This is a genomic window from Enhygromyxa salina (assembly GCF_002994615.1).
Taxonomy (GTDB): domain Bacteria; phylum Myxococcota_A; class Polyangia; order Nannocystales; family Nannocystaceae; genus Plesiocystis; species Plesiocystis salina_A.
In genome coordinates this window covers 1-16,637 of record NZ_PVNK01000261.1, presented here as the reverse complement: position 1 = coordinate 16,637, position 16,637 = coordinate 1, and the positions used below count along the sequence as shown (strand labels likewise).

Below are 16,637 nucleotides of genomic sequence, written 5' to 3'. Positions count from 1 at the left end.
AAGGGGCCGCGCTTGCTCCCCGGCCAGCACGGGGTGCCCGGAGAGCGCGCCGTGCTCGAGCTCCTGCGGGCCGGGCCCGGGCGAGTCCAGCGCCTGCTGATCGAGACCGGGCGCGAGTTCCCCGCGATCGCCGCCCTGGCGGCCGAGGCCGAGGTCCCGATCGAGCTCGTCGAGCGCGAGCTCCACGAGGACCTCGTCGGTCCAGGCCTGGCTCGCGGGGTCCTCGCGGTCGCAGACCCGCCGCGCAGCTGGGACTTCGACGATCTCCTCGAGCGCGAGGACGGCCCGCGGACCCGTCGAGGCCACCGTCTGATCGTCGTCTGCGACGGCATCGTCGACCCCCACAACCTCGGGGCGGTGATCCGCAGCGCCGAGTTCTTCGGCGCGGCCGGGGTCGTGTGGGCCCGGGACCGGTCCGCGCCGCTGTCACCGGCCGCCGTCCGGGCCTCGGCGGGCGCCAGTGAGCGCGTTGCGCTGTCCCAGGTCACCAACCTCTCGCGGGTGCTCGAGCGGGCCAAACAAAGCGGCGACTGGTGGGTGATCGGGACCGTGGTCGACGCCGGCGCGGCGCTGCGCGAGCTCGCGGTCGACCCCCCGGGCCAGATGTTGTTGGTGCTTGGCAGCGAGCAGCGAGGCCTGCGTCGGCTGACCCGGGAGCGCTGCGATTTTTTGGTCACGATCGAGCGGGCGGGTTCGCTCGGCTCGCTCAACGTCTCGGCCGCGGCCGCGGTCGCCCTCGCGACCTTGGGCTGAGCGCGCGCGGGCCCAGCCCCGTGACCCGCCCGCGCGGTCGAGAAGCTCGCGACATTTTCGCCACACATCGGCGCCGCGAATCGGGTACCGTGTGGCGGCCGCAGGCTGAACGACGCGATGCTCGAGGCGTCCGCGTGTCGTCGGCGTGCCGCCGCGCGTTCGTCATCTGCTGCCAACACGCCGCGTCAAATCGTCAAAAGCACCGCGTCGGGCACTAGTACCGCGCGACGCGAATCGCTACCCTTGGCCACCGTTTTCGAAGGCGCCTCGATTGCCCCTCTGCGATCGCTGCGCCTCGTCGACTCCCGCGCGCCGACGCGGACGGGTCGACCGCAACCAGGACACGACATGGCCGAAGTTCGCTCCGCTCTCCTCTCGTATCTGCGCTCGACCGACGACGCGACCCACGCTGCCCTAGCCGCCGCGATCGAGTCGACGGGACAAGACCTCGCCGCCGCCTCGACGGCCGTGCGCGACGACCCGAGCAACGTCGAGGCCGCCGCCGCGGCGCTCGGGCACCTGGTCCTCGCGGCCCACGGCAAGGACGACGCCGACGGGTCCGCGATCGTCGATCGGGCCAAGACCCTCGCTCAGCGGGCGCCTCGCAAGGCCGAGGGCACCGGCGTCGCGCTCTTGTGCGGTGAGGTCGTGTGGCGTGTCGGCGGCCAGCCGCGTCTGGCCGAGCCCTACTTTCGCCGGGTCCGTCGCAACGAGGCCAGCAACCCCGAGGTCGTCGGCTTCTATCGCGAGCTGTTCTCGGGCCCGTCCGACGGCAGCCAGCTGATGCAAGTCCTGGTGCAGGCTCGCCGCGCGAGCAAGGATCCCGACCGCCGCTTCGAGCTCGCCGAGGAGATGGCGACCCTCGCTCAGGACCGGCTCGGCAGCACCGACCGCGCGATCGAGGTCTGGCGCTCGGTCGTGCGCGAGGACGGCAACGACCTGCGGGCGATCGCCAACCTCGAGGGCCTCTATCGTGAGGGCAAGAAGTGGACGGCGCTCGTCGAGCTGCTCAAGGATCAGTTCGACACCATCGCCGACAGCGAGGAGACCAAGCAGGAGCGGATCGACAAGCTGCTCGAGATCACCGAGCTGTACCGCAAGGAGCTGCGGCTCGAGGCCATGGCCCTCGCGACCTTGCAGCGGATCCTCGACATCGAGCCGCGCCACCAGGGCAGCCTCGAGGTCCTCGCCGACACCTACGCCAGCGGCAAGCGCTGGAACGACCTGCTCGGCGTCTACCAGCGCCTGCGCGACGCGGCCCAAGAAGACCAAGACAAGACCGCCGAGGCCGACGTCCTGCGCAAGGTCGCGGCGATCTGGGTCGAGAAGCTCGGCAACCCTCAGCGCGCGCTCGAGCCCCTCGCCGAGCTGCTCGAGCTCCTGCCCGGTGACCGGGGCGCGCGCGAGATGATGGCCAAGATCCACGAGCAGCGCCGCGACTGGCGGGCGCTGATCGCCCTGCGCCGCGAAGAGCTCGCCGAGCGCGAAGGGGAGGAGGGCCTCGACCTGCGCCTCGAGCTCGCGCGCCTCGCCGAGGACAAGCTCGGGGATCGCCGCGAGGCGATCGCCGGGTGGAACGCGGTGCTCTTGCATCACGGCGAGCACGAGAAGGCCCTCGAGGCCCTCGCGCGGCTCTACGAGCGCGAGTCTCGCTGGGCCGAGGCCGCCGAGATCCGTCACCGCCAGGTCGCGATCGCCGACTCGGTCGGGCGCGCGGTCAAGCTGCTCACCGACATCGGGCACATCTACGCCGAGCGGCTCCGCAACCCGCGAGACTCGATCCGCGTGTGGCGAGAGATCGCCCGCCTCGTGCCCGGCCACGACAAGGCCCTGCGGACCCTGCGTGACGCCTACGTGGCCTCGAACATGTGGGACGAGCTGACCGAGCTCTACGTCGCCCAGGGCCGGGTCTCGGACCTCGTCGACGCGCTCCAAAGCGCGGCCGATCGGGTCAGCGCGACCGACGAGCGGGTCGGCCTCTACCGGCGCGTGGCCCAGCTGTGTCGTGAGCGCCTCGGTCAGCCCGAGCGGGCCGTCAAGGCGCTCGAGCGGACCCTGGCGATCCAGCCCAACAACCTCGTCGTCGCCCGCGAGCTCCTGCCGATCTATCGCGAGCAGGGCAACTGGGCCGCGCTGATGCGGACGATCGGCGTGCTGCTCGAGGCCAGCGACAAGGTCGACGACAAGCTCGAGCTGATCGAGCAGCTGCGCGAGGTCGCGGCCGATCGGCTCGCGTCCCCGCAGCTGACCTTCCAGTGGGCGGCGCGGGCCTACGAGCTGCGTCCGACCGACGAGAGCTTGCGCGCCCAGCTCGAGGCCGCCTCGGCCTCCAGCGACAACTGGGACGAGCTCACGCGGATCTTCGAGCGCCGGATCGCCGGCGAGCCGGTGTCCGGGGCCGAGAGTGAGACCAGCGGCGAGCTCTCGGTCCAGGCGGTCAAGCGGGCCGAGCACGACGAGCAGCTGATGCTGCTCGAGAAGTTGGCCGTGATCGCCCGCGATCACCTGTCCAAGCCCGACGACGCCCAGCGCTACTTCCGGCGCATCATCGAGCTCGATCCGACCAACGAGGGCGCGATGTCGGCGCTCGAAGACATCTACACCTCGACGCGGCGCTGGGACGATCTCAGCGAGGTCTACCGCCGACGCCTCGACGTCGCGCCCGACGACGCCGCCCGGCTCGCGACCTTGCGTGGGCTCGCGCGGCTCCAGGAGGGCCACCTCAAAGACCTCGACGCCGCGGTCGAGACCTACGACAAGATCCTCGAGCTCGAGCGCGAAGACCTCGCAACCCTCGACGCGCTCGCGGACATCTTGCGCGGGCGCGGGGAGTGGCAGCGCCTCGCCGACATCCTCCAGCGCAAGCTCGAGATCCCGGCGGGCGAGGGCGACGAGGCCCGGCCCTTCGAGCCCAGCGACATCCCCGTGCTGTTCGAGCTGTCCCACGTCCGCGCCGCGCGGCTCAACGAGATCGATCGCGCGATCGCGGGCTTCTTGAAGATCCTCGAGCTCGAGCCGACCCATCGCCCGGCCGTCGACGCGCTCGAAGAGATCTATCGCTCGGACCCCGCGACCGCGGTCACGATCATGCGCGGGCTGCTGCCCTACTACCGCCGCGTCGGCGATCGCAGCCACGAGGCCGAGGCCATGGAGGTGCTCCTCGCTGCGGCCGAGAGCAGCGAGGGCGAGGGTCAGGACCTGAGCGACCCCGCCGTCCGCGAGCAGCGGCGCGAGCAGAAGTCGCAGCTCGCCGCGATCTACGAGCAGATGCCCGAGCGCCGGGGCGAGGCGCTCAAGATCTACGCCGAGCTGTTCGAGGGCGACCCGGCCGACTGGGAGGGGCGCCAGCTGCTCCAGCGCCTCGGTCGGAGCCTCGCGCAGATGGAGCTGGTCGCCGAGTCCTACAAGAACGCGCTCGCGGTCATCGCCGCCGCCGCGGCCGCGGCCGAGGCCGAGGGCAGGGCGCTCGAGCGGGCCGAGGCCAACCTCCGCCGCGATCTGCTCCTCGAGCTCGGGGCGATGTGGCGCGACGATCTGCTCCAGCCGCTCGAGGCCGAGCGCGCCTACGCCGAGATCCTCGAGCGCGACGAGACCCACCAGGCCGCCTACGAGGCCCTCGAGTCGCTGCTGCGGGCTCGCACGGCCCACCAGGAGCTGCTCGAGCTCTACCGTCGGCGCGTCGACGTGGTCTTCAACCAACGCGAGCAGCGTGAGCTGCTCGGGCGCATCATCGAGATCGCCCGCGAGGTCCTCGGTGATCGGGAGACGGCGGTCGTGACCGCCGAAGAGCTGCTCGATCTGATCCCCGACGATCTCCCGACGATCGAGCTGCTCGCCCAGATGTACGCCGAGGGCGGCGAGGCCGACGACCTCGACAAGCTCGAGGAGCTGCTCGGTCGCTGGGCCGAGCTCGCCAACGATCGCGAGCTGCGCCACGAGCTCAACTGCAAGCGGGCGTCGCTCCGGGTCCAGCACCAGCAAGACGCGTTCGGAGCCGTCGATCTGCTCGGCTCGGTCATCGGCGAGAACGGCGATCACGAGCAGGCCCGGGCGCTGCTCGAGGATCTCCTCGACGTCGCCGACATCCAGCTCCAGGTCGCCGGTCTGCTCGAGCCGATCTACCAGCGCCGCGGCGACCACAGCGGGCGCATCCGCGTGCTCAGGGTCCGGCGCAACAACGCGGCCGCGGAGATGCGCCGCGACGACGCGACCTCCTACCTGCTCCAGATCGCCAAGATCCAGGAGCAGGAGCTCGGCGACAACGAGCAGGCCTTCTCGTCGCTGCGCGAGGCCTACCTCAGCGATCCGCGGCGGCTCGACTCGCGCGAGCAGGTCGAGCGCCTCGGCCGGGAGCTCGGCAAGGAGCGCGAGCTGGTCCAGATCTGGTCCGAGGCCCTCAACAGCGAAGAGGCCAGCGACAAGACCCTGCGCATCGATCTCGTCCACCGCGCGGCGATGCTGCTCGACGATCGCCTCCACGACTCCGAGGGCGCGCGCAAGGCCTGGCTGGCCCTGCTCAACCTCGATCCGCCCGACGCCGCGCTCGCCCACAAGACCGTGCGCGCGCTCGTGCGCCTCCACCTCGAGGCCGGTGACTTCGCGGCCCTCGTCGACGCCCAGCGGGCGCTGCTGCGCTTCACCGACGCCCACCACGAGCAGGTCCGGATCCGGCTCGAGATCGCGACGATCCAGCTCGAGCAGCTGATGGATCGGATCGGCGCGGCCCTGACCTGGGCCGAGGTCGTCGACATGGAGCCCGCCAACCAGATCGCCCTCGACGCGCTCGAGCGCCTCCTGCTCGAGGAGCAAGAGTGGCAGCGGCTGACCGAGGTCCTCGAGCACCGGATCAGCGTCGCCGAAGAGCCGCGGGTCCAGGCCCAGCTGTGGCGGCGGATCGGTGACATCCGTCGGGTCGAGCTCGACGACGCCCAGCTCGCGATCGAGGCCTTCCAGTCGGTCCTCGATCTCAAGACCGGCTACGAGGACGCGGTCTACGCCCAGACCCAGCTCGTCGAGCTCAACCGCCAGCTCGAGCGCTGGCCCGACGTCGAGGAGGGCCTGCGCCGGCTGATCATGCTGGCCGACACCGACGACGAGCGGGTCCGGCTGCTGGCCGAGACCGCCGAGGTCGTCGGCAAGCGGCTCGGCCGCCCCGACGACGCCCTCGATCTGCTCAAGCGGGTCTTGGATCTGGCCCCGACCGACGCCCGCGCGCGCTCGATGGTCGGGAGCTTCCTCGAGCCCGACGAGACCCGCGAGCGCTCGATCAAGATCTTGACCCCGCTCTACGAGGCCGAGCAAAACTGGGCCGCGCTGCTCGAGCTCCAGGAGCTGCAGGCGCGCAAGCAGCCCAGCGGTCGCCGTCGGCTCCAGGCGCTGCTGCGCGTCGCTCGGACCCAGGAGGAGAAGCTCGAGGATCCGGCCCGCGCGTTCGCGGTCTTGTGCGAGGCCATGACCGAGGCCGGCGACCAGCCCGAGCTCTCGGAGATCCTCGACAAGGTCGACCGCCTCGGCTCGGTCCCCGAGCGCAGCGAGGCGCTCTACGAGTCCTACAAGCGGACCGTCGATCACATCCTCGACTCCGATCTTCAGCAGCGAGTACTGCGCTCGATGGGCGAGGTCGCGCTCGCCCGGCTCGGGCGGCTCGACGACGCGCGCGGGGTCTACGAGCGCCTGCTCGAGACCCGGCCCGACGACGACGAGGCGACCGACGCCCTCGAGCAGATCTACGTCCGCCAGGACGCCGACGAGGCCCTCGCCAGCCTCCTGGTTCGCAAGGTCGATCGCACGAGCGCGCCCGACGAGCGCGACAACCTGTTGATCCGTGCGGCCGAGATCCATCGCACGCGCCTCGACGACGCCGACGAGGCCATCCGCCTGTACGAGCGGCTGTCCGACGCCGGCCTCCAGCGCGAGGACGTCCAGCAGGTGCTCGAGCCGCTCTACGAGGCGACTGGCCGGTTCCGCGAGCTCGCCGCGCACCTGACCCGCAAGCTCGCCCAGCTCCAGGGCAAGGCCGCCGTCGACACCCACCTGCTCCTCGGTCGGCTCTACGGTGAGCACCTCGACGACTCCGAGGAGGGCATCCGCCACCTCGGCGCCGCGCTCAAGGCCGACCCCGATCACGCGGTCGGGACCGACGAGCTCTCGCGCTATCTCCAAGATCCCTCGATGCGCAGCCGCGCGGCCGAGATGCTCGAGCCCGTGTTCCTCGCGGTCCAGGACTGGGAGCGCCTGCTCCAGATCCAGGAGGTCCGCCTCGACGAGGCCGAGGACCACGGCGAGCGGGTCCAGATCATGCTGCGCATGGCCCGGATGCAGGAGGAGCAGCTCGAAGACCTCGACAAGGCCTTCGAGGCCTACACCCGCGTGTTCAAGGAAGATCCGAGCAACACCCGCGTCCGCGACCACCTCGGCCGCCTCGCCAACGTGCTCGCGACCACCGACCGCTACGCCGAGATCCTGACCGAGTACAGCGCCGCCAACCCCGACGACAGCTCGGACTCGATGCTCGAGATCGTCCACGAGTGCGCGCGCTTGTGGTCGGGCTCGCTGCGTCAGCCGGCCAAGGCCGTGGCTCTCTACGAGCGCCTGCTCGAGGCCCGGCCCGACGACCGCAGCGTGTTCTCGGAGCTCGAGTCCGCCCTGAGCATGGGCGAGATGTGGAAGGAGCTCGCCGACGCCTACTGGCGCGAGGCCGAGGACAGCCTCGACGAGGACCGGCAGATCGATCTGCTCATGCGCCTGTCACGGGTCGCCCTCGACGTGCTCGACGAGCCCGAGTTGGGCGCGAAGGCCTTCCGCCGGATCCTCGACACCCAGCCCGACAACGACCGGGCCCGCGCCCAGCTCGAGCAGGTCTATCAGATGACCGAGAGCTGGGAGGAGCTGCTCGAGCTCCTGCGTGACCGCCTGTCGCGGAGCTTCGATCAGGACGACCGCACGCCGGTCTACCTCCAGATCGCCGAGCTCCAGGAGGGTCCGCTCGACGACGCCGAGGGTGCGCTCGACTCGCTCGAGAGCCTGCTCGGTGAGGTCCCCGACGAGATCAACGCCGTCTCGGCGCTCGAGCGGATCGCCGACGCGCGGGTGCCCCAGCGCGAGCGCGTGTTCAACATCCTCCAGCCGATCTACCAGGCCTCGGGCAACACCCCGCGCCTGGTCTCGGTCTGCGAGTGGCGGCTGACCGTCAGCGAGGATCCGGCCATGCGCCACGAGCTCCACCTCGAGCTCGCCCGCCACCTCGAGAGCATCCCCGACGGGGCCCAGTACGCGTTTCGGGCCCTCGCCCGGGCGCTGCACGAGCCCGGCCCGAGCGACGCGCTGATGACCCTCGACGCCGAGATCGAGCGCCTCGCTAGCTCGGTCGAGATGCCGGGCGCGCTCGCCGACGCCCAGGTCGCCGCGTCGGACAGCGAGCAGCTCGCGAGCGACGTCGATCGTCGGCTCGAGCTGCTGATCCGCGCCGCGCGGATCCGGAGCGAGGACTCGCCCGAGATCGCCGTCGAGATCCTCCGGCGCGCGCTCGAGCTCCGCGACGATCAAGACGAGGCGCTCGCGCTCATGGACGGCGCCCTGGTCCGCCTCGGCTACCACGAGGAGCTGCGTGAGGTCCTCGCCCGGCGCGTCGAGGTCGAGCCCGACGACTCCGAGCGCGTCGATCTGCTCCGCCGCCTCGCGACCTTGTTCGAGGACATCCTCGCCAACCCCGAGGAAGCCGAGAAGGCCTGGCGGCGGCTGCTCGACATCGAGCCCAACGACCTCGAGGCCCTCCAGCGCCTCAGCCGGGCCTACGCCGCGAGCGGCTCGACGAGCGAGCTGATCGAGGTCCTCGATCGCCGGATCGACTCGTCGAACGACGGCGAGGAGCGCCGCTCGCTCCGCATGCAGCTGGCCAGCATCCACCGCGAGTCGGCCAAGAACCGCGAGGCCGAGATCGAGGTCCTGCGCTCGCTGCTGGCCGAGGCCCCGTCCGACGACGACGCGATGGCGGCCCTCGCCCGGGCGCTGCTGGCCGAAGAGCGCCACGCCGAGGCCGCTGACGTGATCCAAGATCGCGCCACGATCGCCTCGACGGCCGAGCGCAAGGCCAGCTTGATGCTCGACGCGGCTCGGCTCTACGCCGGCCCCCTCGATGATCTGCTCGGCGCCGTCGAGCGCTACGAGCAGGTCCTGCAGCTGCTCCCGGGGCAGGAGGGCGCCGTCGCCGACCTCGTCGAGCTGAGCAAGAAAGAAGAGGTGTCCGAGGCCGCCGCGACCCTGGTCCGGCCGCACCTCGACGCCCACGGCCGCTGGCAAGAGCTGGCCGTCGTCATCGACGCCCGCGCGACGCTCTCGCAGGATCCCGACGAGGTCCTCGTCTCGCTGCGCGAGCTGGCCATGGTCCGGCACGAGAAGCTCGGCGACGCGACCGGGGCCCTCGACGCGACCATGAAGCTGGTCGACAACTCGCCGGCCGACGAGCTCGCCGATCCGCTCAGCGCGGTCATGCGCCTCGCCGGTGAGCTCGACGGCCTCGAGCCGCTGATCGACGAGCTCAGTCGGCGCGCCCAGGACGAGGGCCGCGACGCCGAGGCTCGGATCACCATCGCGCTCGCGGCCGCCCACGCCGCGTCCGACTACATGGGCGATCCCGACAAGGCCCTGGCGGTCCTCGTGCCGCTGCTCGACGCCGAGCTCGCCGATCTGCCGACCTGCGAGCGGATCGAGGAGCTCGCGCTGCGCAAGGACGACACCGCGCTGATCGAGCGTGCGCTGTGCGAGGGCTCGCGCCTCGCGGTCGGGACCGACGCCCAGGTGCCGATGCTCGTGCGCCTCGGCGACGCCCGGGTCGCGCTGTCGAACTGGCCCGAGGCCGTCGAGGCCTTCCGCGACGCCCTCGACATCGAGCTCGGGCTCGAGCCGGCGATCCGCGGGCTCGAGGCCGTGCTGACCAACAGCCTCGGGGACGAGGGCCAGGGCGAGCCGCCCGACGGGCTGCTCGACGCCCTCGAGACCGCGTACCAGTCGTCGAGCAACTCGGCGGGCCTGGCCACGGTCACCCGCGTTCGCTTGCGCGAGGCCGAGGGCTCCGATCGGATCAGCTTGCTTCAGAACCTTGGCGGGCTGATCGAGCAAGGCGGCGGCACCTCGCTCGAGGCGCTCGAGGCCTGGGGCGCGCTCCTGGCCCTCGACGGTGACTCGAGCCAGGCGCTCGAGCGGACCCTCGCGCTCGCCGAGCAGTCCGAGCTCGCGCCCCGGGCCGGGGAGCTGCTGGCGGCGGCGGTCGAGGCGGCGGTCGAGGCCGGTCGGGTCAGCCCGCCGTGCTGCATCGCCGCCACGCGGGTCTGGCTGTCGACCCTCAACGCGCCCGATCGGGCCATGGCGGTGCTCAGCCCCTTGCTCGAAGAGCAGCCCGAGCACGCCGAGGGCCTCGCTTTGCTCGTCGAGACCTCGCGCGCGCTCGGGGATCCCAAGGGGCTCCACGAGGCCCTGACCCGGGCCGCCGCCGCTGCGTCCGATCCCCTGGTCGCGGCGGGGCTGTGGCGCGAGGCCGCGAGCGTGGCCGAGTCGCTGCTCGCCCAGCCGGCCGTGGCGATCGAGGATCTGCGCCAGCTGATCGAGGCTGACGAGTCGGATCGTCCGGGCTGGACCCGGCTGCTCGCGCTGCTCGCTCAGGCCAACGATCGCGAGGCGCTCGTCGACGCCCTCGGGCGCCGGGTGATGATCACCGACGACGACACCGAACGTCGCGAGCTTCGCTATCGCCAGGCCAACCACCTCGTCGACAAGCTCGAGCGCTTCGAGGACGCGATCATCGTCTACAACGACATGCTCGGCGCCGATCCGGGCGACATGGTCGCGCTCAACGAGCTCGAGGTCCTCCTGCGTCGGCTCGAGCGCTGGCAAGATGTCCGCGACCTGCTCGAGCGCAAGCTCGAGGTCGTCGAGGGCGAGGCGCGGATCGCCGTGCAAGAGGAGATGGCGCGGCTCGCCGAGGACAAGCTCGAGGATCCGACCGACGCCGTCGAGGTCCTTCAGGCGGTCGTGCTCGAGTACCCCGATCGCGACGCGACCCGGGCCTGGCTCGAGCGCCTCTTGACCCGTGAGGAGCGCTGGCACGATCTCTCGGATCTGCTCGGGGCCCGCATGGATCGCCTCCGCGACGTCGGCGACACCGACGGCTACCGCGAGCTCGCCTCGCAGCTCGCCAGCTTGCTGGCCGAGAAGCTCGACGACAGCGATCGCGCCCAGGAGATCCTGACCGAGCTGCTCGAGGTCGATCCGAGCTACGTCCCGGCGATCCTCTCGCTGGCCTCGGTCTACGAGGCCCGCGGCGACGACGAGGCCATGCAGTCCACGCTCGAGCGCGCGGCCGCGCTCGAACCTCAGGGCTCGACCGGTGCCCGGCTCCAGCTTCGCCTCGCGCACCTGGCCGAGGACGCCGCCGGCCGTCGGGGCCACCTCGAGAAGGCGCTGCAGCTCGATCCATCCAACGCCGAGGCCGGGCGCGAGCTGCTCGAGCTGTCGAAGTCCGAGGAGCGCTGGGATCAGGTCGTGTACCTGCTCGAGATGGCCGTCGGTCGGGCCAAGACCGACGACAAGCGGCGCGAGCTGCAGCTCGAGCGGGTCGACGTGATGACCGCCAAGCTCGAGGACAACGAGGGCGCGCTGCGGGTCCTCGCCAGCATCTACGAGCACGTCCAGGACGACGTCTCCGTCAACCAGCGGATCGCCGACGCGCTGTTCGCCTCGGGCGGTCGCAGCGAGGAGGCCGGCGGCATGTACCACTGGCTCGTCGAGGTCACCGCCGGCAAGCGCAGCAAGAAGCGCGCGCACTACCTGACCCGCCTCGGCCGGATCGAGATCGAGGCCGGCCAGGCCGAGACCGCCCAGAAGCGGCTCGAGGAGGCCTACCGCCTCGACACGACCAACGTCGAGACCCTCTTGACCCTCGGCAAGCTCCACGAGCAGAACGAGCGCTGGCCTGACGCGCTGAAGATCTATCGCTCGATGCTGCTCCAAAACGCCGACAAGTCGGGGCTCCTGCGCCGCGGCGACATCTACCTGCGCCTCTCGCAGGTCCACCTCGGGCTCGGCGAGAAGCCCAAGGCCCAGGCGATGCTGCGCCGCGGCATCGAGGAAGACCGCGACCACGCCGGGCTCAAGGCCGCCCTCGAGGCGATCGGCGGCTAATCCGCTCGGCGCGCGAGCGCGAGACAGGCCAGTAGGCTCACATCACGGCGGGCCCCGCGGGCGGTCGCTTGGGTCTATACCTGGCCCCGGTGGATCATTCGCGGACCAGCCTCGTGATTGGCATCGCCGGTGGCAGCGGCTCGGGCAAGAGCACGGTCGCCGACGCCCTGGCTTCGGCCCTGCCTGTCGACTCTGTCGCGACCTTGCGTCATGACAGCTACTACCGCGACCGGCCTGACCTCAGCCTCGAGCAGCGCAACCGGGTCAACTACGATCACCCCGAGGCGCTCGAGACCGATCTGCTCGTCGAGCACCTCCAGCACCTCAAGGCCGGCAACCCGGTCGAGGTCCCGGTCTACGACTTCAAGACCCATCGCCGGCTCGCGACGACCCTGCGCCTCGACCCCGCGCCCGTGATCATCGTCGAGGGCATCTTGGTCTTCGTCGACGAGCACCTGCGCCGCGAGATCGAGATCAAGATCTTCGTCGACACCGAGCCCGACATCCGGGCGATCCGCCGGATCCGCCGAGACATGCGCACTCGCGGCCGCGACTTCGAAGCCGTCCGCAAGCAGTACTACGAGACCGTGCGCCCCATGCACGTGCAGTTCGTCGAGCCAAGCAAGCGCACCGCCGATCTCATCATCCCCGAGGGTGGCGAGAACCGAGTCGCGATCGACGTCCTCGTCGCCCGCCTCCGAGCCGCGACGTAGTGTCGTGGACCCCCGCAGGCGTCAGCAAAGTTGCTGACGCCTGCGGGGGCCTAAATCACTTGATGATGCCGGCTTTGCGGGCTTCTTCTTCGGAGATGCAGTCTTCGTCGACCGTGTTGTCGCAGTCGTCGTCGATCTTGTTGCAGATCTCGACCGTGCGCACGTGGCTGGGCATGCACTGGATCGATCCGGCCACGCACTGCTTGACGCCGTTCGCGCAGGCCCCGGCCTGACCGGTCTTGCACGCGGCCCCGGTCCCGTCGACGTCGCCGTCGTCGATCTCGCCGTCGCAGTCGTTGTCCTTGCCGTCACAGACCTCGGTCCCGGGCGCCTTGGCGGTGGCGCTGCACACGGACGCGGAGCCGTCGGGGCTGCACGAGTAGGTGCCCGCGGTGCGGCACTCGCCCTCGCCGGCGAAACACTTGGTCCCGTCGCGCTCGAAGCCGTCGTCGACGCGACCGTTGCAGTCGTCGTCGATATTGTTGCAGAGCTCGACGGCGGGGAGCACGGCGCCCTCGCAGGCCTGCCAGAAGCCCTCGGCGTCACACTCGCGCTGGCCCTCCTGGCAGATGCCGCGGCCGACGGTGCCCTCGGGGCCGGGTTTGCCGTCTTCGACGAAGTAGCAGGGCTCTCGGCTGCCCGGGTAGCACTCGGCGGCGGTGCGCTTGTTTGCCTGCTTGCGGGCTTTGGCCAATTCCTTGTCGACCTCGCTCATGCCCTGCTTTTGGCAGCCGAAGCCGAGGCCGGCGAGGAAGGCGAAGCTCAGCGCGAGGGAGATCTTCGGGGCCCGGGGGGGACGCGCGGACATGGGGGGGAGAGTACAACGTCTGCGTCCACATGTGGACCGCCCCGTCGCGGGCCGTGCTATCTTCCGCCGGCACCGTGTCCGTCCTCGGCAGGGTATATCTGGGCGTCAGCCTGATCATCTTCATCCTCGGGTTGATCTGGTTCACGCTCGTCCTTCAGGAGAATCGCGCCTGGGTCGAAGTCGTGCTGCTCGTGCCGCGCGTTGACTTCGTCGATCCGCTGGTTCGCAAGCGCTTCCAGATGAACGTCGCGGCGATCATGGCCGGCTGGGGCGGGTGCGTGAGCCTGCTGCTGCTCATGGGCATCGTCACGCCCTTTCGGATCCGCAGCATGGCCCTGCTCCAGCGGCGCCTGCGTGAGCTCGAGCGCGAGATCCTGGAATTGCGCACGCTACCTCTGCGCCAGCAAGAAGAAGACGAGATCTTGGCCGCAGAGGCTCACCTCGACATCCGCGCAAAGAAGGTCATGACCGAGAAAATGCGCCGCGATCGGATGCTGCGTGAAGGAGCGGAGCGGGGCGACGAAGCCCACGCTCCGCTCGACGGCTTTCGCCCGCCCAGCTCCGCGCGCGGCACGGGCCGCAACAGCGGGGGACGGGGGGGGGCAGCATGAGCTTCGTGCTGATCGCGCTGGTCTGCCTGGCGATCGGGTTTGGGGTCGGCTGGTGGTACGTGAACCCGCGTCGTCTCGACCGCGACAACGTCGCGCGGCGCAACCGGGTGCTCTACGAGCTGGCCGAGGGCGACCGCGAGAACGTCGCCCAGGAGCTCGAGCAGATCTGCGAGTCCGAGCCGGGTGATCCCACGGTGTTCCTGGCCCTGGCCGCGCTCGACCGTCGCCGCGGTCGGATCGAGCGGGCCAAGGCGGTGCACCGCACCGTCCTGGCCTCGGCCGATCTGCCCTCGGAGCAGCGCGTCGCGGCCCTCGTCGGGCTCGGCCGCGATCTCCTCGCGCAGGGCAACGAGCGCGCCGCCGTCGGTGCGCTGGTCCGGGCGGTCAGCCTGGCGCCGCGCAGCGTCGCGACCCTCGAGACCCTGGCGCGGGCGCTCGAGCGCGCGGGCGCGTGGGAGCGGGCGGCCGCGGCCTGGGAGCGGCTCGAGAAGCAGGTCGAGGGCCGCCGGGCCCAGGACGCCCGCGCCGGGCGCGGCCACTCGGTCGCCGGTCAGGCCGCCGAGGCGCTCGAGGACGGCGAAGAGCGCAAGGCTCGCAAGCTGGCCGAGCGCGCGGTCGATCTGGCCCCGGACAGCGGGCACTGCTGGGCCGTGCGCGCGCGGGTGGAGTCGGCGCTCGGTGATCCGATCGAGGCGCTCGAGTCGTGGCAGCGGGCCTGGGAGCTGAGTCCCGTCGGCGCTCGGGTGCTCGTGCCCGAGGCCTGGGACTGGGCGAGCGAGAACCGCCGCCAAGGAGATCTGATGGAGCGGATGCTGTCGAGCCTCCGCATCGCCCGCGAGGCCCAGCTGGTCGTGGCCCTGGCCGAGAGGGTCGCGCGCCAGCACCCCGAGCAGGCCGCGGGCGCGCTCGAGCGCGTCGCCGATCGCAGCCCCTCGGCTCAGCTCTCGCTCGTGCGCCTGCGCCTGGCCCGGGGTCAACGCGAGGCCGCGCGCGAGGCCGCGATGCGCCCGCCCAAGAGCTCGGGCCTGCTGTGCATGCGCTGCGGAACGCAGATGGAGCGCTTCGCGTTCCGTTGTGGCAGCTGTGGCGCGTGGGACTCGGCCGCCGCCGCTGGCGTCGAGGCCTGAGTCTCCCGCGGATGCTGTTAGCATCGCGGGGTGAGCGACGAGGGCGAGGGCAGCGGGGTTCAGTCGGCGGGCGGCGCGGCGAGCGAGCGGCTGCGTCGAGCTCGGCCGCGCGACACCATGCTCACGGTCCTGCGCACCTTCTGGCGGCTGTGGGGCTTGCTGGCCTTCCTGCTCCTGCTGTTGATCTGGTTTCGCGGCATCGTCTTGCCCTTCATCTTCGCGACCTTGGTCGCGTACCTGCTCGAGCCCCTGGTGCGGCGCATGGCCCCGCGGCTCGGCGATCGGCGCGGGCTCTCGGTCGTGCTGCTCTACCTCGCGCTCGTGACCTTCGGGTTCGGCTTCCTCGGCGGGGTCCTGCCCGGGGTCGTGTCCGATCTCTCGACCCTGCGTGAGTCGACGCCCTCGGCGATGGCCAAGATCAACGAGGAGTGGCTGCCGCGGGTCAGCACGTGGTTTGAGGAGACCTTTCCGGGGATGCTCGGTCCCGAACCCGAGGTCGAGCGCGAGCAGGTCAGCGAGCTCATCGTTCAACCCCAGCCCGACGGCAGCTACCGCGTCGATCTGAGCGGCGCCCACCTCGAGGTCCACGAGAGCAGCGGGGGCTGGGTGATCGAGACCTCGCCCAAGCAAAAGGCCAACATCGCCGAGCTCCTGCGCGACATCATCGCGAGCAAGGGCGACGAGCTGACCGAGGCCGCGACCGAGGCGGTCCGCGCGGTGATCTCGGGCATCGCCTCGTTCGTGACCGACCTGATCATCACCTTCTTGATCGCGGGCTTCATCCTCGTCGACCTCGATCGCGTCAAGCACTTCGTGCGCTCGCTGGTCCCCAACAATCATCGCGCGGACTTCGAGAACATCGTGCGTGGGATCGACGAGGGCATGGCCGGGGCGATCCGGGGCCAGCTGCTGATCTGCCTGGTCAACGGGACCCTGGCCTTCATCGGGCTCTACGCGTTTGGCGTCCGCTACTCGCTGCTGCTGGCGATGGTCGCGGCGGTTTTGAGCATCATCCCCGTGTTTGGGATCTTGATCTCTGCGATCCCCTTGCTCGGCGTCGCGCTGGTGTCGGGCGACGCCGGGCTCGAGGGCCTCGAATTTGGCAAGTCCGCGGGGATCCTCGGCTGGATCGTCGGCATCCACCTGCTCGAGGCCAACTACTTGAACCAGCGCGTGATCGGGACCGCCGACATCCACCCGGTGATCCTGATCTTCGCGCTGCTGGCCGGGTGGGAGGTCTACGGGCCGATCGGCGCGGTCCTGGCTCTGCCGGTTGCGAGCATGATTCAGACGGTGTTCCTGTACGCGCGCAAGCAGTCGACCCTGGCCGCGCGGGAGGCCGAAGGGCGAGACGCTCGCGACGCGAACAGCTCCGACGCGATCCGCTTCGATACGGCCCGCCATCGTGCGCTCAGCCGGTCCGAGGATGACGGGGACGAGGGCTCCTAGC

The 16,637-nt window shown here is 70.9% G+C and carries 7 protein-coding genes; 6 read left to right on the top strand and 1 reads right to left on the bottom strand.

The window, feature by feature from the left end:
• Positions 1-12 precede the first annotated feature (12 nt).
• The 3 genes from rlmB to udk all read left to right on the top strand — a co-directional run bounded on the left by rlmB (position 13) and on the right by udk (position 12,641).
• The gene (rlmB, locus tag ENSA5_RS29835) at positions 13-753 is read left to right on the top strand and encodes a 23S rRNA (guanosine(2251)-2'-O)-methyltransferase RlmB (RefSeq protein WP_181198293.1); all 741 of its coding nucleotides are present in this window, start codon (positions 13-15) and stop codon (positions 751-753) included.
• A gap of 348 nt (positions 754-1,101) precedes the next feature.
• Positions 1,102-11,928 carry a tetratricopeptide repeat protein gene (locus tag ENSA5_RS29830; RefSeq protein WP_106395114.1) on the top strand — a complete coding sequence of 3,609 codons (10,827 nt, stop codon included), beginning with the start codon at positions 1,102-1,104 and terminating at the stop codon, positions 11,926-11,928.
• 89 nt (positions 11,929-12,017) lie between these two features.
• Positions 12,018-12,641, top strand: coding sequence for a uridine kinase (gene udk, locus ENSA5_RS29825; RefSeq protein WP_106395113.1), 624 nt, complete (start codon positions 12,018-12,020; stop codon positions 12,639-12,641).
• Between the two features lie 55 nt (positions 12,642-12,696).
• Here udk and ENSA5_RS39430 read toward each other — a convergent pair whose 3' ends face one another.
• Entirely contained in the window at positions 12,697-13,449 is a 753-nt protein-coding gene (locus ENSA5_RS39430) for a MopE-related protein (RefSeq protein ID WP_106395112.1), read from the bottom strand.
• Positions 13,450-13,523: 74 nt separating this feature from the next.
• Between ENSA5_RS39430 and ENSA5_RS29815 the strand changes: the two genes are divergently transcribed.
• The 3 genes from ENSA5_RS29815 to ENSA5_RS29805 are packed head-to-tail and all read left to right on the top strand — an operon-like array spanning position 13,524 to position 16,636.
• Positions 13,524-14,060 carry a hypothetical protein gene (locus tag ENSA5_RS29815; protein ID WP_106395111.1) on the top strand — a complete coding sequence of 179 codons (537 nt, stop codon included), beginning with the start codon at positions 13,524-13,526 and terminating at the stop codon, positions 14,058-14,060.
• Positions 14,057-15,187: a tetratricopeptide repeat protein gene (locus ENSA5_RS29810; RefSeq protein WP_106395110.1), complete on the top strand. Its 1,131-nt coding sequence runs from the start codon at positions 14,057-14,059 to the stop codon at positions 15,185-15,187. Before ENSA5_RS29815 ends, ENSA5_RS29810 begins: the two co-directional genes overlap by 4 nt.
• 30 nt (positions 15,188-15,217) lie before the next feature.
• Positions 15,218-16,636, top strand: a complete 1,419-nt coding sequence (locus ENSA5_RS29805) for an AI-2E family transporter (RefSeq protein ID WP_106395109.1) — start codon at positions 15,218-15,220, stop codon at positions 16,634-16,636.
• Position 16,637 lies beyond the last annotated feature (1 nt).